Annotated in this window: 17 protein-coding genes and 1 pseudogene; 6 read left to right on the forward strand and 12 right to left on the reverse strand. The window is 60.2% G+C overall.

Annotation, left to right across the window (positions count from 1 at the left end; genetic code table 11):
• Positions 1–110: 110 nt before the first annotated feature.
• Positions 111–1,646, reverse strand: coding sequence for an EAL domain-containing protein (locus WA225_RS16060; RefSeq protein ID WP_422608650.1), 1,536 nt, complete (start codon positions 1,644–1,646; stop codon positions 111–113).
• Between the two features lie 520 nt (positions 1,647–2,166).
• Here WA225_RS16060 and hppD point away from each other — a divergent pair.
• Positions 2,167–3,243 carry a 4-hydroxyphenylpyruvate dioxygenase gene (hppD, locus tag WA225_RS16065; RefSeq protein WP_016984437.1) on the forward strand — a complete coding sequence of 359 codons (1,077 nt, stop codon included), beginning with the start codon at positions 2,167–2,169 and terminating at the stop codon, positions 3,241–3,243.
• Between the two features lie 85 nt (positions 3,244–3,328).
• Here hppD and rarD read toward each other — a convergent pair whose 3' ends face one another.
• From rarD to WA225_RS16080, 3 genes and pseudogenes are all read right to left on the reverse strand, one after another.
• Positions 3,329–4,210, reverse strand: coding sequence for an EamA family transporter RarD (rarD, locus tag WA225_RS16070; RefSeq protein ID WP_422608651.1), 882 nt, complete (start codon positions 4,208–4,210; stop codon positions 3,329–3,331).
• Between the two features lie 309 nt (positions 4,211–4,519).
• Entirely contained in the window at positions 4,520–5,533 is a 1,014-nt protein-coding gene (locus WA225_RS16075; protein ID WP_422608652.1) for an aldo/keto reductase, read from the reverse strand.
• Positions 5,534–5,602: 69 nt separating this feature from the next.
• A pseudogene (locus WA225_RS16080) lies at positions 5,603–6,100 on the reverse strand (substrate binding domain-containing protein); the annotation flags it as partial.
• 201 nt (positions 6,101–6,301) lie between these two features.
• Between WA225_RS16080 and WA225_RS16085 the strand changes: the two are divergent.
• On the forward strand, positions 6,302–6,709 hold the full coding sequence (locus WA225_RS16085; protein WP_422608653.1) for a hypothetical protein: 408 nt from the start codon (positions 6,302–6,304) through the stop codon (positions 6,707–6,709).
• 247 nt (positions 6,710–6,956) lie between these two features.
• On the opposite strand, the gene WA225_RS16090 is transcribed toward WA225_RS16085, so the two are convergent.
• Positions 6,957–8,267: an MFS transporter gene (locus WA225_RS16090; protein WP_422608654.1), complete on the reverse strand. Its 1,311-nt coding sequence runs from the start codon at positions 8,265–8,267 to the stop codon at positions 6,957–6,959.
• A gap of 172 nt (positions 8,268–8,439) precedes the next feature.
• Between WA225_RS16090 and WA225_RS16095 the strand changes: the two genes are divergently transcribed.
• The 4 genes from WA225_RS16095 (at position 8,440) to WA225_RS16110 (ending at position 13,897) form a co-directional block, all read left to right on the forward strand.
• Positions 8,440–9,558 (forward strand): sugar diacid recognition domain-containing protein, encoded by a 1,119-nt coding sequence (locus WA225_RS16095; protein WP_422608655.1) that lies wholly within the window; start codon positions 8,440–8,442, stop codon positions 9,556–9,558.
• A gap of 140 nt (positions 9,559–9,698) precedes the next feature.
• Positions 9,699–10,841, forward strand: coding sequence for a glycerate kinase (locus WA225_RS16100; protein ID WP_422608656.1), 1,143 nt, complete (start codon positions 9,699–9,701; stop codon positions 10,839–10,841).
• 201 nt (positions 10,842–11,042) lie between these two features.
• Positions 11,043–12,668: a methyl-accepting chemotaxis protein gene (locus WA225_RS16105; protein ID WP_422608657.1), complete on the forward strand. Its 1,626-nt coding sequence runs from the start codon at positions 11,043–11,045 to the stop codon at positions 12,666–12,668.
• 41 nt (positions 12,669–12,709) lie between these two features.
• A complete protein-coding gene (locus WA225_RS16110) occupies positions 12,710–13,897 on the forward strand; it encodes a pyridoxal phosphate-dependent aminotransferase (protein WP_422608658.1) in 1,188 nt (395 codons plus the stop codon).
• 142 nt (positions 13,898–14,039) lie between these two features.
• Here the strand turns inward: WA225_RS16110 and WA225_RS16115 are convergent, their stop codons facing one another.
• From WA225_RS16115 to WA225_RS16145, 7 genes are all read right to left on the reverse strand, one after another.
• Positions 14,040–15,017 (reverse strand): 2-hydroxyacid dehydrogenase, encoded by a 978-nt coding sequence (locus tag WA225_RS16115; protein WP_422608659.1) that lies wholly within the window; start codon positions 15,015–15,017, stop codon positions 14,040–14,042.
• 18 nt (positions 15,018–15,035) lie between these two features.
• On the reverse strand, positions 15,036–16,334 hold the full coding sequence (locus tag WA225_RS16120) for an MFS transporter (protein ID WP_422608660.1): 1,299 nt from the start codon (positions 16,332–16,334) through the stop codon (positions 15,036–15,038).
• A gap of 59 nt (positions 16,335–16,393) precedes the next feature.
• Positions 16,394–17,437 carry a sugar kinase gene (locus WA225_RS16125; RefSeq protein WP_422608661.1) on the reverse strand — a complete coding sequence of 348 codons (1,044 nt, stop codon included), beginning with the start codon at positions 17,435–17,437 and terminating at the stop codon, positions 16,394–16,396.
• Positions 17,430–18,212 (reverse strand): sugar phosphate isomerase/epimerase family protein, encoded by a 783-nt coding sequence (locus WA225_RS16130; protein WP_422608662.1) that lies wholly within the window; start codon positions 18,210–18,212, stop codon positions 17,430–17,432. Before WA225_RS16130 ends, WA225_RS16125 begins: the two co-directional genes overlap by 8 nt.
• Before the next feature lie 175 nt (positions 18,213–18,387).
• On the reverse strand, positions 18,388–19,416 hold the full coding sequence (locus WA225_RS16135; protein ID WP_422608663.1) for a LacI family DNA-binding transcriptional regulator: 1,029 nt from the start codon (positions 19,414–19,416) through the stop codon (positions 18,388–18,390).
• 142 nt (positions 19,417–19,558) lie between these two features.
• Positions 19,559–20,200 carry a DUF1345 domain-containing protein gene (locus WA225_RS16140; protein WP_422608664.1) on the reverse strand — a complete coding sequence of 214 codons (642 nt, stop codon included), beginning with the start codon at positions 20,198–20,200 and terminating at the stop codon, positions 19,559–19,561.
• Positions 20,201–20,381: 181 nt separating this feature from the next.
• Positions 20,382–23,480 (reverse strand): multidrug efflux RND transporter permease subunit, encoded by a 3,099-nt coding sequence (locus WA225_RS16145; RefSeq protein WP_422608665.1) that lies wholly within the window; start codon positions 23,478–23,480, stop codon positions 20,382–20,384.
• Positions 23,481–23,488 lie beyond the last annotated feature (8 nt).

A 23,488-nucleotide genomic window follows, 5' to 3' on the forward strand; every position in this document is an offset into this window, starting at 1 on the left:
AGTAGTTAATGAGCCAAGAGTAAATCCTGACTTTTTCTCCATGTAACAAACACAGTCTTTTGTATCAAATTGGTGCGCCTTGTCGCAGGGCTCAGCCACAGCGCATTTAGTTAATGATGACTTAATGCACTGATGAAATCCGCAGCCGCCATCGGTTTGCCGAATAGATAGCCCTGCAGGAAGTTGACGTTATGTGCGGTCAGATAATCGGCCTGCGCCTGGGTTTCGACACCTTCGGCAACAATACCCAGATCCAGTTTGGCCGAGAGTTCGATAATGGTGTCGAGAATGTGCCGCGACAGTGCGTCGATGCCGATCATCGCGACGAAACTCTGATCGATTTTCAGGAAGTCGACGTTGAACTTGCGCAGGTAGCCGAGGCTGGAATGCCCGGTACCGAAGTCATCGATGGCGATCATCACCCCCAGTTGATGGAGTTGCTCAAACAACTGCCGAGTGATGTCGGTGGGTTCGATCAGCTCGCGCTCGGTCAACTCCAGCACCAGATTGATACTGCCCGCTGCGAAGGCCGCCAGCAGTTCGCGGCAATCATCGACCAGTTCAAGGTCCTGGCAATGGCTGGCCGTTATGTTGATGCCGAGGTGGAAGGGCGTGGCGAACGAGGCAGATTGTGGCCCAAGCAGGGCGGCGGTTTGCTGCATCAAGGCGCGGGTCATCGGCACGATCAAGCCGGAGTGCTCGGCGAACGGGATAAACAGATCCGGGCGCACCAGCCCCTCTTTCGGGTGGTTCCAGCGCATCAGCACTTCGGCTCCCGACCATTGCTTGCTGTCGCCATGCACGACGGGCTGGAAGTATGGAATGAACTCGCCAGCCTCCAGGGCACGCAGCATTTCATGGCTGGGCGACGTCGAGCGTTTCTGCAAAACATGCCCGATCGCGCCCGCCACCACGCCAAAAAAGATCAGCAGGCTGAACAGTGGCGGATATTCATCGGCCATGTAACGCCAGGTTTCGCCTTCGGGGAAACCGGCGGCAACACTGAACGCATAGTGCGAAGAATTGAGCATGCTCTGAGCCACCGGCAGCGTCGGCAAGTGGCCCTGATGCACTTTACCGTCGGCCGACAGCCAATGGTTGCCGACTTGCAGTAACAGCAGGGTGTGCCGGCCGATCAGGCGCAGAATATTGCTCAAGTGATAGCCGTCGAGAGTGGTCAGTGCGCCGCCGCGCCCTTCACTCAGCCGATACACCAGCAGTGCCGTGTCGGGCGTCACCGGGTTGCCGTTCATCAACCACAGCTTGCCTTGAGCGTAATCACCGGCGTTGACGGCTTCCTTGTAGTCGCCGAATAACGAACTGCAATACAGATTGTCGTCCCACACCAGATTGGTCGAACGCACGAACGGGCGGCGAGTGACTTGCTCGCGCAGGGCCAGTTTGACGATTTCGCACGTCTGCCCGGCCAGCGGCAGTAATTCCCGGGCAGCCTGGGCTGTGTTGTCGAGCATCAGGTCAAATTGGCGCAACGCCTCTTCAGCCGTCTGCTGCGAACTTTGCTCCAGGGTGCGTTCCGCCTGCATGTACAGAATCACACTGCCCAATATGACAGGGAGCAGGCCGCTGAGCAGCGTGATGATAAGGCGGGCGCTGCGTTTACGGCGGGGTCTGACGGTTAACGGCATGGGCGCATCCTGTCGCGAGAAAGTGGGGCGCCCGAATGCAGGCCGGGCAAGGGCACGCCGCCGAAAAGCAGATCAGCCAGAACGGATGATAGATGGCGCACAGCGCTTATGCCGCTCATCGTTGATGCATTGCGCCAGTCAATTTAATAAATGCCAAGGTGGCCGGCGACGCCTGGCGTATTTGCCACACACAATCCGCTGATGGCGCTGATCCTCGCGGGCATTTACCTGTGCAACAAACCCCTTGCGCCCGGCGCAAAAAAGCGGATTTTATAGAGAGAGCAGACAAGCCTATTTACGCTGTGTAGAATCGGTTTACGCATACAATAATAATCGTCTTCTGGCAGCAGAAGCCTCGCCCGCAAGAGCCTTGGGTCGACAATGAAGATATTCGGGTTTCAACTGATCTACGGTGACTTCCTCGCCCGCAGTGTGCGTGGCATCTCCTGTGCGCCACCCACCGACCTCGCAGACTGACAAATAACTCTGGTTAATTTGATAAGAATGATGAGGCGTCACCATGACAGATTTATACGAAAACCCAATGGGCCTGATGGGCTTTGAATTCATCGAGCTCGCATCGCCGGTGCCGGGCACTCTGGAGCCGATCTTCGAGATCATGGGCTTCACCAAAGTCGCCACCCACCGTTCCAAGAACGTGCACCTGTACCGCCAGGGCGCGATCAACCTGATCCTCAACAACGAACCCAACAGCGTCGCTTCGTACTTCGCGGCCGAACACGGTCCGTCCGTTTGCGGCATGGCGTTCCGCGTCAAGGATTCGCAAAAAGCCTACAACCGTGCACTGGAACTCGGCGCTCAGCCGATCCACATCGAAACAGGCCCGATGGAGCTGAACCTGCCGGCGATCAAAGGCATTGGCGGCGCACCGCTGTACTTGATCGACCGCTTCGGCGAAGGCAGCTCGATCTACGACATCGACTTCGTGTTTATCGAAGGCGTTGATCGCAACCCGGTGGGCGCCGGTTTGAAAATCATCGACCACCTGACCCACAACGTCTATCGCGGTCGCATGGCTTACTGGGCGAACTTCTACGAGAAGCTGTTCAACTTCCGCGAAATCCGCTACTTCGACATCAAGGGCGAATATACCGGCCTGACCTCGAAAGCGATGACCGCACCGGACGGCATGATCCGCATCCCGTTGAACGAAGAGTCGTCCAAGGGCGCCGGCCAGATCGAAGAGTTCCTGATGCAGTTCAACGGCGAGGGCATCCAGCACGTTGCGTTCCTCACCGACGACCTGATCAAGACCTGGGATCAGTTGAAGAAGATCGGCATGCGCTTCATGACCGCACCGCCGGACACCTATTACGAAATGCTCGAAGGTCGTCTGCCGAATCACGGCGAGCCGGTCGATCAACTGCAATCGCGCGGCATCCTGCTGGACGGCGCTTCGGAGCAGGGCGACAAGCGCCTGTTGCTGCAGATCTTCTCGGAAACCCTGATGGGCCCGGTGTTCTTCGAATTCATCCAGCGTAAAGGCGATGACGGTTTCGGTGAGGGCAACTTCAAGGCCCTGTTCGAATCGATTGAGCGTGATCAGGTGCGCCGTGGTGTGCTGGCCACCGAGTAACCGCCACTGAAATGAAAAATCCCGGCCTGCAGAGATGCAGGGCCGGGATTTTTTTTGCTTCATGCAAACCCTGTGGGCGTTGGGCTCAAGGGCGGCGCTGACGCATCAGGTGTTTGAAGCCTTCGAAGATCAGCACCACAACCGCCAGCCAGATCGGAATGTACGTCAGCCATTCACCGGACTTGATGCTCTCACCGAGCAGCAGCGCCACACCAAGCAGCAGCACCGGCTCAACATAACTCAACAAGCCAAACAGACTGAACGGCAGCAAGCGGCTGGCGATGATATACACCACCAGTGCCGACGCACTGATCAACCCGAGCAGCGGGATCAGCCACATCAGCCCCGGGTATTGATCGAACACGCCAAAACCTTGCTCGCCGCCCTGCACGAACCAGTAAGCCACTGGCAGCATCAGGGTCATGTCGACCCACAAGCCGCCGAGGTTGTCGGTCTTCAAGTGTTTGCGTAGCACGAAGTACAGCGGATAGCCGACCACGACCACCAGCGTTGCCCAGGAAAAGCCGCCGACCTGATACAGCTCATTGAGTACGCCCAGGCTGGCGAAGAACACGGCGATTTTCTGCAAGTACGAGAGGCTTTCGCCATAGGCGATCCGTCCGGTCAGCACCATCGTCAGCGGCAGCAGGAAGTAACCCAGCGAAACGTCAAGGCTGTAGCCGTTGAGCGGCGCCCACATGAACAGCCACAGTTGCACGCCGAGCAGGGCAGCCGAGACGATCAGCCCGCCGATCAGTTTCGGCTTCGCGGTCATCAGTCGAACCAGCTCCACCACCCGCCGCCATTCGCCCGACACCAGCATGAACACGGTCATGCACGGCACGGTCAGCAGCATCCGCCAGCCGAAAATCTCCACGCCACTCAATGGGGTGAGCAGCGAGGTGTAGTAATACATGACGGCAAACAGCACCGAGGCTGAAACCGATAGAGCGATACCTTTAGACAAACTGTCCTCGCGGGGTTGATGGTCAAACGGGGCGCGAAGGATACGTGGTTTTTGTGCTGAATATTGGCCAAGTGATCAATATTCCCCACACAAGCCCCTCACCCTAACTCTCCCGAAACGTCGGACCGCCCTGAGGGAGAGGGGACTGACCTGGGATGCTTCACGATATTCAGCGACGTGAAATATCGAGTCGATTATGGATTCACCACGAAAGCTTCAGGCCAAAGCGTAGCCTCAATATCCCCCAATCGGTTCCCTCTCCCTCAGGGCGGTCCGACGTTTCGGAGGGCTAGGGAGAGGGCAGGGATATCAAGCCGAACTGGGTTTACGCCCCGACACAAAATGACTCACATCGTTGAACCCCGGTGTCGACGCATGTCCCGGTGTCACCAGCGAGTCAATAAACGCTTCGTCCTCGGCGCTGATTTTCACGGCCTGCGCCTTGGTGTAGGCGTCCCATTGCTCTTCAGTGCGCGGCCCGACAATCGCCGAGGTGACCGCGCGGTTGTTCAGCACCCAGGCGATCGCGAATTCAACCATGCCGACACCACGCTGTTCGGTGTACTGCTGAATCTGCTGGGCGATGCGCAAGGATTCCACCCGCCATTCGGTTTCCAGAATACGTTTGTCCTGGCGCCCGGCGCGGCTGTTGGCGTCCGGTTTGATGTCCGGTGCGTATTTGCCACTGAGCACACCCCGCGCCAGCGGGCTGTAAGGCACCACGCCGAGGCCATAGGTTTGCGCGGCGGTGATTTGCTCGGTTTCGGCCTGGCGGTTGACGATGTTGTACAGCGGTTGGCTGATCACCGGGCGATCAACGCCAAGGTTGTCGGCGATGCGGATCACCTCGGCAATCCGCCAGCCGCGATAGTTCGACAGGCCCCAATAGCGAATCTTGCCCTGACGAATCAGATCGCCAATCGCCGATACCGTGACTTCGAGCGGCGTGTTGTGGTCTTCGCGGTGCAGGTAATAGATGTCGAGATAGTCGGTGCCGAGCCGGGTCAGGCTGGCCTCGATGCCATTGAAGATATGTTTGCGGCTCAAGCCGCTGCGGTTCGGCAGGCCGTCCACCGGTCCGAAACCGACCTTGGTCGCCAGCACCCATTCATGCCGATGCCGGGCGATCGCTTCACCGACGATCTCTTCCGAGCGGCCGTTGGTGTAGACGTCGGCGGTGTCGATGAAATTGATGCCCTGATCCCAGGCCTTATTGATGATGCGCGCGGAGTCGTCTGCGCTGGTCTGCTCGCCAAACATCATCGTGCCGAGGGTGAGGGTGGACACCTGCAACCCCGAATGCCCCAGTGTGCGATAGCTCATGCCGATTTCCTTTTTGTCGCGGGGAAAGCCTTAATCAAATACCAGAAGCAGGTGAAGCGGCAAAGTCATTTATCGGCGCAATACCGCACAACGCTCGCGCAAAAACACCTGCAACACCTTGACCCGTTCAGACACCTGCACCCGGTGCGGACAAAGCAGATTGAACGGCACACTTTCGCCTTGCCAGGCATCGAACAGCGTCAGCAAGCGTCCGGCCTGCAAGTCTTGGGCGACGTCGAGCCAGGCTTTGTAGACGATGCCATGCCCTGCCAGTGCCCAGCGTCGGGCGACTTAACCGTCATCGCTGAGGTAGTCACCGTGAACTTCGACTTCCAGGCTTTCGTCGTCGCGCGTGAAACGCCAGGTGTTGTAGGGCCGGCCATTGCGCAGGTAGAGCAGGACGCTGTGCTCGCTCAATTCGCCGGGATGTTGCGGGGTGCCATGCCTTGCCAGATAGTCAGGGCTGGCGCAGGCGACGCGCCGGTGCTGCGGCAGAATCGGCAACGCCACCAGCGTTGAATCGCTCGGCACGCCGAAGCGCAGCGCAACGTCGACGGTTTCGCGGAACTTCAGTCAGTGCCGGCGTCAGCTCGAGCCCCCGCGCCGCAGCGGAAATGCTGCCTGAATCGGCGACACGGACGAAGATCTCCAGATCGAGAATCGAGCTCATTGCTAAAAATCCTTTAAAGATCTTTGCGTTTTTGCGGGATTTTTTGCTGACTGGCAAGAGTAGATACTGCAATCAATCAACAATCGCAGGGGATACGTATGACTTGGACATTCGATCATCTGGCCTTCAATACCGCCGACGGTCAGACCTTGCAGGACAATTTCGCCAAATTGCTCGGACTGGCACCGGGGCGGCGGCCGCCGTTTCCGTTTCCCGGGCGCTGGCTGTATCAGGATGAGCACGCGGTGGTGCATGTGATCGAGCAGCCGACGTTCGCCGCGACTGAATTGAGCCATATTGCTTTTCGCACCGATGAGCCGGCCGAAAGGGTGTTGCAGCGGGTGCGTGAGAGTGGTTTGCCGTATCAACTGGCGCAGGTGCCGGGCGAGGGGATCGCACAGATTTTCGTGCAGATGCCGGGTGGCCTGGTGATTGAACTGGATGCTTCAGAAGCCCCTCACCCTAACTCTCTCCCCGAGGGAGAGGGGACCGACCGAGGTGTTTGAGCGAGTTACGCCGACGTGCGATACCGAGTCGAACTCAGGCCTTGAAAAGCACCAAAATCGGCTCGCTTCTGCCGAGTCGAACTCAAATCTTGAAAAGCGCGGCAATCGGCTCCCTTTCCCCCTCGCCCCCTTGGGGGAGAGGGTTGGGGTGAGGGGGAACAGATCCACATAACACCACAAATCCCAAGCCGAACACCCCCATAAAAAAACGGCCCTGAAAAGGGCCGTTCTGCCTTGCATCAACGCCTCAAGCGCGCAACGTCCGGGTCATGCGCAAGGCCAACAGGCTGCCGCCCACAATCACACCCGCCAGCAGATACAACGCCGCATCGGTCGAACCGGTGCTGTCCTTGACCCAACCCACCAGATACGGACTGAGGAAACCGGCCATTTGCCCCATCGAGTTGATCAACGCCAGACCACCGGCCGCAGCGCCCGCGCTCAACATGGCCGTCGGCACCGGCCAGAACATCGGCAGGCCGGTCAGCGCGCCCATGGTGGCAATGGTCAGACCGAGAATCGCAATCGCCGGATTGGCGGCGAAATTCACCGCAATCACCAGGCCGATCGCGCCCATCAGCATCGGCACCACCAAGTGCCAGCGGCGTTCTTTACGCAAGTCCGCCGAACGTCCGACCACCAGCATGAACACCGCCGCCAGCAGATATGGAATCGCACTCAACCAGCCGATCACCAGGTTATCGCTGAAGCCGAGGTTCTTGATGATCGACGGTAGCCAGAAGTTGATCGCGTAGACGCCGCTCTGAATGCAGAAATAGATCAGGCCGAACGCCCAGATCGCCGGGTTCTTGAACACCGCCAGCAGCGAGTCGGAGGTGGTTTTCGGTTTGTTCGCCAAATCTTCGGCCTGATCTGCTTCAAGCACTGCGCGTTCGTGCGGCGTCAGCCACTTGGCGTTGGCGAAGCTGTCGCTCAACAGGAAGTAGGCGAGAGCACCAAGGATCACCGTCGGAATGCCTTGCAGCAGAAACATCCACTGCCAACCGGCCAGACCACCCTGGCCGGCGGCAAAGTGATTGAGGATCCAGCCAGAGAACGGGCTGCCGAGCAGACCGGACACCGGGATCGCCGACATGAACAGCGCCATGATCCGCCCACGGCGGAAAGTCGGGAACCACTGCGAGAGGTACAAAACAACGCCCGGGAAGAACCCGGCTTCGGCCGCACCGGTGAACAGGCGCAGGGTATAGAACTCGGTGGGTGTGGTGACGAACAACAGGCAGGTCGACAGCGTGCCCCAGGTAATCATCATCACTGCAATCCAGCGTCGCGGACCGAATTTGCTCAACGCCAGGTTGCTCGGTACGCCGCACAGCACGTAGCCAATGAAGAAAATCCCGGCCCCCAGGCCGTACACGGTTTCGCTGAATTTCAAGGCGTCGAGCATCTGCAGTTTGGCAAATCCAACGTTGACCCGGTCGAGGTAGTTGAACAAGTAGCAGATGAAAATGAAGGGGATCAAACGCAGGGTAATGCGTTTGTAGACGGCGTTTTTATCGTCTTCGATGGTCTGGGTAGCTGCGGCGCTGTGCGACATAGCGGCTCTCTCTTTATTATGATTTTTTGCGATGCAAAGGGTAACGTTGATCGCCCTGAGAGTCTCGGTCACCTTTGGCCGGATTGTCTTTGTGCCTGAGCACAGGGTTTGCCGTCAGACCCTGTGCGGGTGAACAACTTGTCCGTGCCTGTTTTCAAGGATTCCAGCGCTTATGTTCGAACTCGATCACGACCTCGCCCAGGACATCGTCGACCGGGCCATGGCCATTTTGCCCTACAACGTCAACGTCATGGACAGCCAGGGACTGATCCTCGGCAGTGGCGAGCCGGAGCGCATCAACACCCGTCACGAAGGTGCGCAACTGGTGCTGGCCAATGGTCGGGTGGTGGAGATCGACGCGCATACCGCCGTGCATTTGAAAGGCGTGCAGCCGGGCATCAATTTGCCGCTGTTGCTCGATCAGCGCTTGATCGGTGTGCTCGGCATCACCGGTGAACCGGAGCAATTGCGCACCTACGCCGAGTTGGTGCGCATGACCGCCGAAATGCTCGTCGGTCAGCGCAATCAGCAGGCCGAGCAGCAATGGCGGCGCCAGCGTTGTGATGATTTGCTGGCGTTGCTGTTGAGCGAGGCGGGGGACTCGCCGCGCCTGGTCGATGAGGCCCAGCAACTTGGCCTCAAACCGCAATTGACGCGGGTGCCGTATCTGTTCGAACTGGGGCTGGAACACGGGCCGGGGCAAACCGTTGAGGCGCTGAGTGCCTGGCTGATGTCGCGTTATCCCGACAGCTGGTGCGTGAGTTCGGCCAAATCGTCACTGTTGTGGTGTCGTCCGGCGAGTCAAAACGTCGAGCATGAGCGCTTGCTGGAAAAACTCGATGGGCTGGGCTGGAACATTTTGCGTATTGCCGTCGGTGGGCAGGCGGATGGATTGGCCGGGTTGCGCCGCTGTTATCGACGCGTTGGCGATTTGCTCGCCTATGGCCGTGAGGTGTTGCCGCATTCGCGACTGCTGACGCTGCATCGTTATCGCTTGCCGGTCATGTTGTGGCGACATCGCAACGACGATGCGCTGGATGAATTGCTCAAGCCTTTGCGCAAGGTTATCGCCAAGGACGCCAACGGCCAGTTGCTGGCGACATTGCGCAGTTGGTGTGAGCACGATGGTCAGAGTCAGGCATGTGCCGATGCCTTGGGCATTCATCGCAACAGTCTGCGTTATCGGATGGAGCGCATTGCCGAGTTGAGCGGGGTGGATCCGCTGCGGCTGGATGGGATGTTGGCGCTTTATCTTGGGGTGCAGTTGCTGCCGCAGACCGAACCCAATTGATTGGTCGCCCTCAAGGACGCCTTCAACAAAAATCTTTTTTGTGAAAATGAACAATAAACGCCCACGCCGCTTGTGCAGCGGACAGGCGTCATTGCGCAGACGGACTGGCAGCATGAGGGCATTGCAACTGGAGAATTCGCATGAAGATCGTCATCGCCCCCGATTCGTTCAAGGACAGCCTGAGTGCCCAAGGCGTGGCCGAGGCCATTGCACTGGGCCTGGCGCAGGTCTGGCCGCACGCGACACTGGTCAAATGCCCGATGGCTGACGGCGGCGAAGGCACGGTGGAGTCGATACTCGCCGCGTGCGATGGCGAACTGCGCCGCACCCGCGTACGTGGCCCGTTGGGTGCGCCGGTCGACGCCGCGTGGGGCTGGCTGCCGCACAACCACACTGCGATCATCGAAATGGCCGAGGCCAGCGGTTTGCAATTGGTGCCGCTTGGCCAACGCGATGCCTGCATCAGCAGCACCTTCGGCACCGGCGAACTGATTCGTGCCGCGCTGGACGCCGGCGCGCAGCGGGTGATTCTGGCCATTGGCGGCAGCGCGACCAACGACGGCGGCGCCGGAGCGATGCAAGCCTTGGGCGTGAAGTTGCTGGATGCACAAGGGCAGGCGTTAGTGCCCGGCGGCTTGGCATTGGCGCAACTGGCGCGGGTGGATCTGAGTGATCTCGATCCGCGACTGGCGCACGTGCGTTTCGACATCGCGGCGGACGTCAACAATCCACTCTGCGGTCCGCACGGCGCTTCAGCGATTTTCGGCCCGCAGAAAGGTGCGTCGCCGGCGCAGGTGCAACAGCTCGATCAGGCCTTGGGGCATTTCGCCCAACTGTGCGCGCAAGCGTTGGGCAAGGACGTGCGTGATGAGCCGGGCAGCGGCGCGGCGGGTGGTCTGGGGTTTGCCGCCAAGGCGTTTCTCGGCGCGCAGTTTCAGGCCGGCGTCGAAGTGGTCGCCGAACTGGTCGGCCTCGCTGAAGCCGTCCACGGTGCCGATCTGGTGATTACCGGAGAAGGGCGATTCGATGCGCAAACCCTGCGCGGCAAGACGCCGTTCGGTGTCGCGCGGATTGCCAAACGGCACGCAGTGCCCGTAATCGTTATCGCCGGGACATTGGGCGAGGGTTATCAGGCACTTTACGAGCACGGCATCGACGCGGCTTTTGCCGTCACCAGCGGCCCGATGACGCTGGCGCAGGCCTGCGCCGAAGCACCGCGCCTGTTGCGTGAACGCGCCACCGACATCGCCCGCGTCTGGCAAATGGCCAAACACAACGTTTGAATCTGACTCACAGGGTGTTTCAATCTTGTAACACCCTGAAAAATAATTGCTCTTGACCCGCAATCTTCCTAAAGCCTGGCCGATACAAGGATCAGGCGCGCACAAAATCTCCTAAAACAGTGACGCCGGACTGAAGCCCGCCCTCCGGGCCAGTGATCACGGCATGGACGCTCGTAGTTTCTATCTTCCGAGAGTCCAACTATGTCCTTGCGTAACCTGAATATCGCGCCGCGTGCCTTCCTCGGTTTTGCCTTTATCGCCTTGTTGGTGATCGTGCTCGGCGTGTTCGCCGTCAACCGCATGACCACCATCCGCCAGGCGTCCGTTGACATGGCGACGAATCAACTGCCCAGCGTCGGCTATCTCGGTGTCGTGACAGAAAACGTCCTGCGCCTGCGCATTCTGTCGTTCCGTATTCTGGTCAACCGTGATCCGGCAGGTTTGCAAGAAGCCCAGACGCGCATCGGCGTGCTGGTGGACAAGGTCCGCAGTGCCCAGGCCAGCTACGCCGCGCTGCCGGCTGGCGACGAAGAGACCGCACAATATCGGGCTTTCGCAGCAACGCTCGATAACTACCTGCAAGCGCAAAACCAGATGATGGAGCTGTCGCGCCAGGACAAAGTCGATGAGATGCGTACCTTGATCAACACGCGGATCAAGGACGGCACCGACCAGATGGGCGAACAGCTCAACAAACTCATCGCGATCAACGCCGCTGACGCGAAAGTCGCTTCCAGTCAGGCCGGCGAACATTACGACAGCGCCATTACCGGCATCATCATCGTTTCGGTGTTTGCCGCACTGGCCACGGTGTTGCTCGCCTTGCTGTTGACCCGCAGCATTGTCACACCGTTGAACCGCGCCGTGCAGGCCGCGCAAACCATCGCCAGTGGCAACCTCACCAAAAACATCGAGGTCGACGGCAAGGACGAACCGGCGCGCCTGCTCGAAGCACTGGCCGCGATGCAGACCAACCTGCGCAAAACCATCGAACAGATCGCCGGTTCCGCCACGCAACTGGGCGCCGCTGCCGAAGAACTCAGCGCGGTCACCGAAGAGGCGTCCCGTGGCTTGCAGCAGCAGAACAACGAAATCGAACAAGCCGCCACCGCCGTCAACGAGATGACTGCCGCCGTGGAAGAAGTCGCGCGCAATGCCGTGTCGACCTCCGAAGCCTCGAACCAGTCGACCCACGCCGCCCGCGAAGGTCGCGATCAAGTGGTGAAAACCGTCGACGCGATCCAGACCATGACCCACGACGTGCAGAACACCGCGCAAATGATCGAAGGCCTCGCCGCGCAGGGCCGCGACATCGGCAAAGTCCTCGACGTGATCCGCGCCATCGCCGAACAGACCAACCTGCTGGCGCTTAACGCCGCCATCGAAGCGGCACGTGCGGGTGAAGCTGGACGCGGCTTCGCCGTGGTCGCGGACGAGGTGCGCGCCTTGGCCCACCGCACCGCGCAGTCGACCCAGGAAATCGAAAAAATGGTCGCCGGCATCCAGAACGGCACCGGTGAGGCGGTTTCGTCGATGCAGCAAAGCAACCAGCGCACCCAGTCGACCCTGGAAATGGCCCGCGCCGCTGGCGTCGCGCTGGAGCAGATCACCCAGTCGATTCATCAGATCAACGAGCGCAACCTGGTCATCGCCAGCGCTTCGGAAGAGCAGGCGCAGGTCTCGCGCGAAGTCGACCGCAACCTGGTTAACATCCGCGATCTGGCTACACAATCGGCCGCCGGGGCCAACCAGACCAGCGCCGCGACCCACGAACTGTCGCGTCTGGCAGTCGATTTGAACGCCATGGTGGCGCGTTTCGTGATTTGAGATACGGTGAAGGCTGGAGACCGCGCAATCAGGAGACGTACATGCGCTATTCAGCCTTGACCCAACGAATCGCCGGAGAGGGGGCGTCAGCCTGGCAGATTCATGACCGAGCGCTGGAGTTGCGCGCCGAGGGTGTCGATGTCTTGCTGCTGAGTGTCGGCGATCCGGATTTCGATACGCCATTGCCGATCATTCACGGCGCGATCGACAGTTTGCTGGCGGGCGATACGCATTACTCCGAAGTGCGCGGTCGCCTGGCGCTGCGCAAGTTGATTGCCGAGCGTCATCGGCGACACAGTGGTCAGGCCGTCGATGCCGATGATGTGATCGTCATGCCCGGCGCGCAGTGCGCGGTGTATTCGGTGGCACAGTGTTTACTCGATCCGGGCGACGAGGTGATCGTCGCCGAACCGATGTACGTCACTTATGAAGGTGTGTTCGGCGCGTGCGGCGCGACGGTGGTGCCGGTGCCGGTCCGTCCGGAAAACGGCTTTCGCGTGGATCCTGCCGATGTCGCGGCGCGGATCACCGGCAAAACCCGCGCGCTGTTGCTCAACAGCCCGAATAACCCCTCTGGCGCCAGTCTGTCGCTGCTGATCTGGCAGGAACTGGCGGCGCTGTGCATTCGCCATGACCTGTGGCTGATCAGCGATGAGGTCTACAGCGAATTGCTGTACGAAGGCGAGCATGTCAGCCCGGCGAGTTTGCCGGGCATGGCCGAGCGCACGGCGACGATCAACAGCCTGTCGAAATCCCACGCCATGACTGGGTGGCGCATCGGCTGGATGATCGGGCCGCGGCCGTTGGCCGAGCATCTGGTCAATCTGTCGTTGAGCATGCTGTTTGGCTTGCCGGACTTTGTGCAGAAAGCCGCGCAGGTCGCGCTGGAAACCGATCTGCCGGAAGTGACGCACATGCGTGAGGAATATCGCTTGCGTCGCGATCTGGTGTGCGAACGGTTGCGCGGTTGCCCGGGGCTGCATCCGATCCGCCCGGACGGCGGCATGTTCGTGATGGTCGATGTGCGCCAGACCGGGCTCGGCGCCCAGGCGTTTGCCGAACGGTTGCTGGAGGGGTATGGCGTTTCGGTGCTGGCCGGTGAGGCGTTCGGGCCGAGTGCGGCGGGGCATATCCGGATTGGACTGGTGGTCGATCGGGTCAAACTGGCGGACGCCTGCTCGCGGATTGCACTGTGTGCGGCGCAGCTGTTACAGGCGCGCAGTGCCTGATGGTTTTGCAGTGCTCTCGCTGGCTTCATCGCTGGCAAGCCAGCTCCCACAGGTTTCTCGGTGTTGGTTACATTTTAGAACGACACAAAACCCTGTGGGAGCTGGCTTGCCAGCGATGAGGCCAGATCAGGCAATAAAGATCTCAGCCCTGCCAGGCCGATGGGTTCACCAGATTCGCAGGTTTTTCCCCAGCGAGCGCCGCCAACAGATTCTCCACCGCACAGCGCGCCATCGCTTCGCGCGTCTCATGCGTTGCCGAGCCCATGTGCGGCGTCGCCACCACATTATTCAGTTGCAACAACGGCGAGTCATGCTGCAACGGTTCACGCTCGAACACATCCAGCCCCGCCGCCCGAATGCGCTGATGACGCAGCGCCTCTATCATCGCCGCCTCATCCACCACTTTGCCCCGCGAAATGTTGATGAAGATGCTTTGCGGGCGCATCAGCGCAAACTGCTCGGCGCCGATCAAGCCTTCGGTCTGCGCGGTCAGCGGCAAGGTCAGGCAAATGAAATCGGCCTGCTGGAGCAGCTCTTCAAGGCTGCGATATTGCGCATCAAACCGCGCCTCGACCGCCGGTTTGCGCGACTGGCTGTGATAGATCACCGGCATGCCAAAACCGAAATGCCCACGCTGCGCCAACGCCTCGCCGATACGGCCCATGCCGATGATGCCCAGCGTCTTGCCATGCACATCGGTGCCGAAATGCGCCGGGCCGATGTTGCGGTTCCATTGCCCGCTGCGCACCATGTTCGCCAGTTCGACCACCCGCCGGGCAGTCGCGAGGATCAGCGCGAAACCGGTGTCAGCGGTGGTTTCGGTGAGCACGTCCGGGGTGTTGCTGAGGAGGATCTTGCGCCGGCTCAGGTAATCAATGTCGTAATTGTCGACGCCCACCGAGACGCTGGCGATGGCCTGCAACTGCGGCGCCAGATCGAGCAACGCAGCATCGAGTTTCAGGCTGGCGCCGAGCAAACCGTGAGCACGGGGCAGGGCATCACGCAGTTGCATGAGGCCGTCGGTGTCGAGGCTTTCAATCAGCGTCACGTCGCAGTGTTCTTGCAGACGCGCCATTAATGCTGGCGAGAGTTTCTTGTACAACACAACCTGCTTTTTCATCGCAATGCTCTCTTCAATTCAGGGATGCGCCGGCACCGGGCGTGGCGCAGCGGCTTTGGCCACGACGCGATCACTCGCGCCGGGCTTGAGAAAAATCGTCAGCACCACCGACAGCAGCAACGCGCCGCTCATCAACAGATACGAACTACCGGGCGAACCGGTGGAGCTGTTCAGGTAACCGACCAGATACGAGCCGCCGAACGAGCCGAGCGCGCCCATGCTGTTGATCAGCGCCATCGCGCCACCGGCAACGTTGGCGGGGAGAATCTCCGGGACGATGGCAAAGAACGGCCCGTAAGGCGCGTACATGCAGGCGCCGGCGATCACCAGCAGCGTGTACGACCACCAGAAATGCTCAGCGCCCAGTGCATACGAGCCATAAAAAGCGATTGAAGCGATCAGCAGCGGCGGCCAGACGAAGCGTTTGCGCTTTTGCAACTTGTCCGAGCCCCACGACACCGCGAGCATGCCGATCACCGCCGCCAGGTACGGCAGCGCCGACAGCCAGCCGGCCTCGATCATGTCCATTTGCGCACCGGCCTTGAGGATTGACGGCAGCCACAACACGAAGCCGTAAACGCCGATGCTCCAGCAGAAAAACTGCAACGCGAGAATGATCACCTTCGGCGAACGGAAAGCCTCGGCGTAATTCTTCACCGCTTTGATGCCGACCTGTTCAGCGGCCAGAGCGCTTTCCAGGTCCTGCTTCTCCTGATCGCTCAGCCACGTGGCCTGCGCCGGACGATCATCGGCCAGACGCCACCAGATAAATGCCCAGATCACCGCCGGCAAGCCTTCGATGATGAACATCCAGCGCCAACTGAAGTGCTGCACCAGATAGCCCGAGACCACTGACATCCACAGCATCGTTACCGGGTTGCCGAGGATCAGAAAGGTGTTGGCACGCGAGCGTTCGGCACGGGTGAACCAGTGGCACAGGTAGACCAGCATCGCCGGCATGACTGCCGCTTCGACCACGCCGAGCATGAAGCGGATGACGATCAGCCAATAGGCGTTGGAGACCACGCCGGTCAACGTCGCGAGCCCGCCCCAGAGGATCAGGCTGACGAAAATCAGCTTCTTCACGCTGTGTTTTTGCGCGTAGATCGCGCCCGGTACCTGGAAGAAAAAGTAACCGAGGAAGAACAGCGCGCCGAGCAGCGATGACAGGCCCGGGGTGATCATCAGGTCGGCCGCCATGCCGGACGCAGCGGCGAAACCGTAGTTGGCGCGATCAAGATACGCCAGGCTGTAGGTGATGAACACGATCGGCATGATGTACCACCAGCGGCGGGTGGCGAGGGTTGCGGTTTTCATGGGTCTTGCTCCTGAGCTTGTTGTTTTTGTCGCAGCAGGTTCAATGAATCGGTTGCCTGTCAGGGCCTCATCGCTGGCAAGCCAGCTCCCACAGGGATCTCGGGTATGTCAAAGATTGCGTTGCCACCACCAACCCTTGTGGGAGCTGGCTTGCCAGCGATGGCGGCCTCAAATTCGCTGAAGAGTTCTGCCCGGGTTGGAAGGCCCTCCATATCCCCGCGACTCTGCACCGCGCGACTGCCAATCCAGTTCGCCCGCTGCACCGCCTCGGCAAAACTCTGGTGCTCCAGCAGGGCACTGATCATCCCCACCGCAAAGCCGTCACCGGCACCGACCGTGTCGACCACATGCGCCACCGGCACCCCGGCGACAAATCCCGACGCCAGATGCGTTCGGTAATAAGCGCCTTCCGGGCCAAGCTTGATCGCCACGGCCTCCGCACCCTGATCGAGATAAAACGCCGCAATGTCCGCCGGGTCTTCAAAACCGGTCAGCAAGCGGCCTTCACTCAGCCCCGGCAACACCCAGTGGGCGAGGGCGGCGAGGCGGTTGATCTCGCTGATCATCTCGCGCTCGCTGGTCCACAGGCTCGGGCGCAGATTGGGGTCGAACGACACGCTGCGCCCGGCCTTGCGCATGCGTGTCATCAGTTCAAACGACATCGCCCGCGCCGAGGCCGATAGCGCTGGAGGAATGCCGGTGGCATGCAAGTGGCGAGCGCTGAGCAAGCTGTCGGTGATCGACTGTGGCGACAGGTGACTGGCGGCCGAACCGCGACGGAAGTACTCGACTTGCGGATCGCTGCCATCGTCAGTGCGGGATTTGAACTGGAAACCGGTCGGGTGCTGTTTATCTATGTCGACGTGGCTGCAATCCAGGCCTTCCTTGATCAAGGTTTCGACCACAAAGCGCCCGAGCGAATCCTCACCGACCCGGCTTAGCCACGCGACGTTGAAGCCCAGCCGCGATAGCCCGATCGCGACATTGCTGTCGGCTCCGGCAATGCGCTTGTGAAAGTGTTCGACCGCCGCCAGATCACCGGTCTGCTCAGCGACCAGCATCGCCATGGTTTCGCCAAACGAGAGAATATCGATCTCAGACATGAGCAGGCTCCAGACGGGATTGGCCGAGGCGGGCGAGGGCGGCGACGTGCTCGCGGGTCAGTTGCACCAGATCTTCGCCCTGCAACGGATATTCGGCGGCGCGCATAACGCCTTGGGCCATGTGCCGCAACAGTTGTTCCCACAGATGCAGGTCACTGACCGTCGGCGGCACCGCCACCAGTTTGCCGTCCGGGCGGCGGGCCACGGCTTTGCAGTGCACGTAACCGACGTGCCGGCCCAACAGGCGCGCAGCATTCGCGGCGGACTGGTCCTGCCACTGCCAGTTACCGATGTCGAAGGTCATTTTGATCGGCAAGTTGTGCTGCTCGACGGCGGCGAAGAAACGCTGAAACGGCTCGATGCGACCGCCGTGCAAGGTCTGGTCGTTCTCGACCAGCAACTGCACCGGGCTGTGCTTCAAGCGTTCGGCCAGGGCTTGCAGATCATTATTATCGGTGAAGTAGCCGAGAGAAACCTTCAGCCACTTCGAGCCGAACGCTTCGGCGTTCTGCAGCGCGTTGATCAGCTCGGGGTTAGGGCGCGACTGACCGGCGAGCCACAGCTCAGTGGGTGAGGAATAAATGCTTTGCAGGCCCTGCGCTTGAGTGGCGGCGCTCAGTTGCGCGGGCACTTCGCGGGTGAGTAATTCTTCGCGCCATTCGATGCGATCGGCACCGGCGGCGGCGAGCACGTCGATGAAAAAATCCTGCCCGCGTTGGCGCACGAGCTCGGCACCGTAGCTGGACAGACTGATGGAAACGGCGGGTTTATTCATTGTTATTGACCTCTGAAACCGGTTTCATTTTTGTTCAAAAAAATATCAGGTGTTTCGGTGGTGTCCTTCAGGGCCTCATCGCTGGCAAGCCAGCTCCCACAGGTTTAGAGGTGTACCAAGCCTTTGTGTACGACTCGAACACTGTGGGAGCTGGCTTGCCAGCGATAGCGTCAGATCAAACACCACCAGTCCCATGGGTCGACCCACGCTCCACCAGCACCGGCGCAAAATCCACCACCCGCGCCATTTCATCATCCCCACGCAAACGCTTGAGCAGACACTCAAACGCCCGCGCGCCAATCTCTGCCGTCGGCTGAGCCAGCGCAGTAATTCCGCTGCCCACCAACGGATACCAATCCAGATCATCGAGGGCGATCAGCCCGACATCCTCGAACAACCGCGACCCCATCGCCCGCAACGCCGTCGTGGTCGCCAACGCCGCCACGCCATTGGCGCAAAACAGCGCTTTTGGGCCATTGCCGGGAGTGTTTAAAAAGGTTTGAAGTTGCGCGTTCAGCTCATCGCCGGTTTCCAGTACCGCCCCGGTCAACCCTGAACGCTGCGCAATCTGTGCCTGAAAACTGCTGACTCGCTCGATCCGCGAACTGGTGCCGTCGTAGGGTTCGGTCACCAACAGCAGATCGCGATAGCCACGCTGCTCAAGGTGCGCGAGGGCCATCTGCACCGCTTGCGGGTTGTTCAGCCCAACCATGTCGCTGTCGAGCCCGTCGACCTTGCGATCCACCAGCACCAGCGGCATCTCGCGACGCAGCTCATGCAGTTCGTCACGGTGATGGCCCAGCGTATTCACGATCAGCCCTTCGATGTTGTATGAGCGCAGCAGCGCCAAATGCTGGCGTTCCTGCTCGTCATCGCGGTCGGTGTTGCACACCACCAGGCTGTAGCCGTGCGCACGGCAAGCGGTTTCCACCCCGTGCATCACGGCAATCGAATAAGGGTTACGGATATCGGCGACGAGCATGCCGATCAGGCGGGTGCGCCCGCGTTTCAGACCACGAGCCATTTGGTTGGGGCGGTAGCCGAGTTCGCTGATGGCCTGCTCGATGCGCAGGGCAATGGTATCGGAGAGCAGGGCGCGGTCGTCGCCGATAAAGCGCGAGACGCTGGCCTTGGACACACCGGCACGTTCGGCAACGTCGAGCATGGTCACGCGGCTGCGCTGGGCGGCGGAAAAGTCATTCACGGTCTGAAACCTTGTTATTGGATTTATAGGTTTTCAGTGCCTGCAAGCAGCGCTGAAACCGGTTTCAGGAAACACCAAAAACAAATCTGTCGTCAAGTAAATGATTGCCTGCCATTGACTGGCTGCCGACGGGCGGGGCTCTTCAACCGAACAAGCCGGCAGCAATATTGATGGAAAAGCCCAGAATCGCAGTGTTGAACACGAATCCGATCAGTGATTGCGCCAATACGATTTTGCGGATTTCCCGTGTGGCGACGCCGACATCGGCAGTCTGCACGGCCACGCCGATGGTGAACGAGAAGTACAAAAAATCCCAATAGTTGGGCGTGGTCAACCCTTCGGCAAAGCGCAGCGCCGGCTCCTTGCCGTCCCAGGTGTAATACAACCTTGCGTAGTGCACGCAGAAAATCACCCCGATCAGCAGCCATGAACCGATCACCGTTAGCGCGGTGAAACCGTAATGCAGAAGCTTGCGCGTGGTTTCCAGATCCTTGCTGCCGGCCAGTTCGAAGGTGATGGTCGCCAGACTGGCCAGCGCGGCGATGCACACCACGAACAGCACCAGCCCGGCATTTTCGTCTTCGACTTCAGCGATGCGTTTGACGTCTGGGGCCTTGGCGCGCACGGTCAGCCAGAACATCAGGATCAGGTAAGTCCAGACACCGGCGTTCCAGCCGATGAGGATTTTACTGACGATGGAATCGGCGGGGGCCAACAGGCCGGTGGCAAGGCCGAACAGGGCGGCGGCGGACAGGCGAGGGTGGGTGCGGGCAAGGAAGCGCATGGGGACTCGATGGGCCAGGGTGGTTCAGACACCTTAGCCCAGCGATGGAGAATATGACCACAGGCTCGAGTTTATGAAGATCCCTGTGGGAGCGAGCTTGCTCGCGAAGGCGTCCGGTCATCCAACATCAACGTTGAATGTAACGACGCTTTCGCGAGCAAGCTCGCTCCCACAATTAAGATCAGTGGGGTTTGGTGAATCGTTGTACGAGCTTCATGACAACGACGAAGAAGACAGGTACGAAGATCACCGCCAACGTCGCGGTGATCATCCCGCCGATCACCCCTGTGCCGATCGCTTGCTGACTCGCCGAGCTGGCACCCGTGGCAATGGCCAATGGCACCACACCGAGGATGAACGCCAGCGAGGTCATCACGATAGGCCGCAGACGCAGCCGGGCTGCCTGTAACGTCGCATCGATCAGGTCGTGACCTTCGTCATACAGGCTCTTGGCGAACTCGATGATCAGGATCGCGTTTTTCGCCGACAGACCGATGATGGTGATCAGCCCGACCTTGAAGAACACGTCGTTGGGCATCCCGCGCAACGTCACCGCCAATACCGCACCGAGCACGCCCAGCGGCACCACCAGCAACACCGAGGTCGGGATCGACCAACTCTCGTACAGCGCCGCCAGACACAGGAACACGATCAGCAATGACAGGCCCAACAGAATTGGCGCCTGACTGCCGGACAAACGCTCCTGCAACGACAGCCCCGTCCATTCCTGGCCCAGGCCTTTAGGGCCTTGCGCTACCAGTCGTTCGATTTCCGCCATGGCTTCACCGGTGCTGTGACCGGGAGCCGGTTCGCCGGAAATCGCAATGGCCGGGTAGCCGTTGTAACGGGTCAGTTGCGCCGGGCCCTGCGTCCATTTCGCTTGCACGAAGGCCGACAGCGGAACCATGTTGCCGTCGTTGTTGCGCACGTGCATTTTCAACAGGTCGTCGACCTGGCTGCGGCTGTCGCCTTCAGCCTGGACCACCACCCGTTGCATCCGGCCCTGATTGGGGAAGTCGTTGACATAGGAGGAGCCCACCGCGGTCGACAGCACGTTGCCGATCTCGGCGAACGATACGCCCAGTGCATTGGCCTGGCGGCGATCCACTTCCAGCTGCACTTGCGGCGCTTCGGCCAACGCGCTTTCGCGCACGTTCATCAATACCGGACTTTTCTCGGCCGCGGCCAGCAACTCAGTGCGCGCCTGCATCAGTGTTGCGTGGCCAAGGCCAGCGCGATCCTGCAGGCGGAACTCAAAACCGCTCGACGTGCCAAGGCCATCCACGGGCGGTGGCAGTACCGAGAACGCCACCGCGTCCTTGATCTGACTCAGCGCAATGTTGGCGCGATCGGCAATCGAGCTGGCGGAGTCATCACTGCTGCGCTGCGACCAATCCTTCAGCGTCGAAAACGCCAACGCGGCGTTCTGCCCGCTGCCAGAGAAGCTGAAACCGAGAATCACCACGCTGTCACTGATCCCCGGCTCGCCGGCGTTATGCGCCTCCAGTTGCTCGGCCACTGCCACGGTACGGTTCTTGGTGGCGCCGGGTGGCAGTTGAATATCCGTAATGGTGTAGCCCTGATCTTCCACCGGCAGGAACGAGGAGGGCAGGCGCGCGAAGCACAGGCCCAGTCCCACCAACAGCACTACGTAGATCAACAGGTAACGCCCGGTACGCTTCAGCGCATAGCCAACCCAGCCCTGATAACGATCGGTCAGGCGTTCGAAGCGGCGGTTGAACCAGCCGAAGAACCCGGATTTCTCGTGATGCTCGCCTTTGGCAATCGGCTTGAGCAGCGTCGCGCACAGTGCCGGCGTGAGGGTCAGGGCGAGGAATGCCGAGAACAGGATCGACGTCGCCATCGAAAGCGAGAACTGCTGGTAAATCACCCCGACCGAGCCCTGCATGAACGCCATCGGAATGAACACCGCGACCAGCACCAGGGTTATGCCGATGATCGCGCCAGTGATCTGCGTCATGGCCTTGCGCGTGGCTTCCTTGGGCGACAGGCCTTCGGTGGCCATGATCCGTTCGACGTTCTCCACCACGACGATGGCATCGTCGACCAGAATGCCGATGGCCAGCACCATGCCGAACATGGTCAAAACGTTGATCGAGAAGCCCAGCGCCAGCATGGTCGCGAACGTACCCATCAACGCCACCGGCACGACCAGCGTCGGGATCAGCGTGTAGCGCACGTTCTGCAGGAACAGGAACATCACCGCGAACACCAGCAGCATCGCTTCGCCCAAGGTGTAAACCACTTTGGTGATCGAGACTTTGACGAACGGCGAAGTGTCGTAAGGGATCTTGTATTCGACGCCCGCCGGGAAGTAGCGCGACAGTTCATCCATCTTCGCCCGTACCAGGGTCGCGGTGTTCAGTGCGTTGGCGCCCGGCGACAGTTGCACGCCGACAGCGGTCGACGGTTTGCCGTTGAGGCGCGTGCCGAACTGATATTCCTGGCTACCGATCTCGACCCGCGCGACGTCACCAACGCGCACGGTGGAACCATCGCGATTGGCCTTGAGCACAATGTCGGCGAACTCTTGCGGCGTCGACAACTGACCTTTCACCAGAATGGTCGCGGTGATTTCCTGGCTCGACGGATTAGGCAGATCACCAATGCTGCCGGCGGACACCTGGGCGTTCTGCGCGACGATGGCGGCGTTGACGTCCGCAGGCGTCAGGTTGAATGCGATCAGTTTCTGCGGATCGATCCAGATGCGCATCGCCCGTTCAGCGCCATACAACTGCGCCTTGCCGACACCGTCCAGACGCTTGATCTCGTTCATCACGTTGCGCGCCAGATAATCACTGAGCGCCACGTCATCGAGTTTGCCGTCGCTGGAGGTCAGGGTAATCAGCAACAGGAAACCGGACGAAACCTTTTCGACCTGCAAACCTTGCTGAGTGACCGCTTGCGGCAGGCGCGATTCAACAACCTTGAGGCGGTTTTGCACGTCGACCTGCGCCAGCTCCGGGTTGGTGCCCGGCTGGAACGTGGCTTTGATCGTCGCGCTGCCGAGGCTGCTCTGCGATTCGAAATACAGCAGGTGGTCGGCACCGTTGAGCTCTTCCTCGATCAGGCTGACCACGCTCTCATCGACGGTCTGCGCCGAGGCGCCGGGGTACACGGCATAGATTTCAATCTGCGGCGGCGCGACGTCGGGGTACTGCGCCACCGGCAATTGCGGGATGGCCAGCGCACCGGCCAACAGGATGAACAATGCGACCACCCAGGCAAACACCGGGCGGTCGATAAAGAACTGCGGCATATAAAAGC

The sequence above is a fragment of the Pseudomonas sp. genome (genome assembly GCF_049300855.1).
Lineage (GTDB): Bacteria > Pseudomonadota > Gammaproteobacteria > Pseudomonadales > Pseudomonadaceae > Aquipseudomonas.

Excerpts from the sequence above, each read along its gene's own strand:
- WA225_RS16105 (WP_422608657.1), top strand. The coding sequence starts at position 11,043 with ATGTCCTTGCGTAACCTGAATATCGCGCCGCGTGCCTTCCTCGGTTTT.
- WA225_RS16115 (WP_422608659.1), bottom strand. The coding sequence starts at position 15,017 with ATGAAAAAGCAGGTTGTGTTGTACAAGAAACTCTCGCCAGCATTAATG.
- hppD (WP_016984437.1), top strand. The coding sequence starts at position 2,167 with ATGACAGATTTATACGAAAACCCAATGGGCCTGATGGGCTTTGAATTC.
- WA225_RS16095 (WP_422608655.1), top strand. The coding sequence starts at position 8,440 with ATGTTCGAACTCGATCACGACCTCGCCCAGGACATCGTCGACCGGGCC.
- WA225_RS16130 (WP_422608662.1), bottom strand. The coding sequence starts at position 18,212 with ATGAATAAACCCGCCGTTTCCATCAGTCTGTCCAGCTACGGTGCCGAG.
- WA225_RS16140 (WP_422608664.1), bottom strand. The coding sequence starts at position 20,200 with ATGCGCTTCCTTGCCCGCACCCACCCTCGCCTGTCCGCCGCCGCCCTG.
- WA225_RS16075 (WP_422608652.1), bottom strand. The coding sequence starts at position 5,533 with ATGAGCTATCGCACACTGGGGCATTCGGGGTTGCAGGTGTCCACCCTC.
- WA225_RS16060 (WP_422608650.1), bottom strand. The coding sequence starts at position 1,646 with ATGCCGTTAACCGTCAGACCCCGCCGTAAACGCAGCGCCCGCCTTATC.
- WA225_RS16100 (WP_422608656.1), top strand. The coding sequence starts at position 9,699 with ATGAAGATCGTCATCGCCCCCGATTCGTTCAAGGACAGCCTGAGTGCC.
- WA225_RS16110 (WP_422608658.1), top strand. The coding sequence starts at position 12,710 with ATGCGCTATTCAGCCTTGACCCAACGAATCGCCGGAGAGGGGGCGTCA.
- WA225_RS16120 (WP_422608660.1), bottom strand. The coding sequence starts at position 16,334 with ATGAAAACCGCAACCCTCGCCACCCGCCGCTGGTGGTACATCATGCCG.
- WA225_RS16145 (WP_422608665.1), bottom strand. The coding sequence starts at position 23,480 with ATGCCGCAGTTCTTTATCGACCGCCCGGTGTTTGCCTGGGTGGTCGCA.
- WA225_RS16125 (WP_422608661.1), bottom strand. The coding sequence starts at position 17,437 with ATGTCTGAGATCGATATTCTCTCGTTTGGCGAAACCATGGCGATGCTG.
- WA225_RS16090 (WP_422608654.1), bottom strand. The coding sequence starts at position 8,267 with ATGTCGCACAGCGCCGCAGCTACCCAGACCATCGAAGACGATAAAAAC.
- WA225_RS16085 (WP_422608653.1), top strand. The coding sequence starts at position 6,302 with ATGACTTGGACATTCGATCATCTGGCCTTCAATACCGCCGACGGTCAG.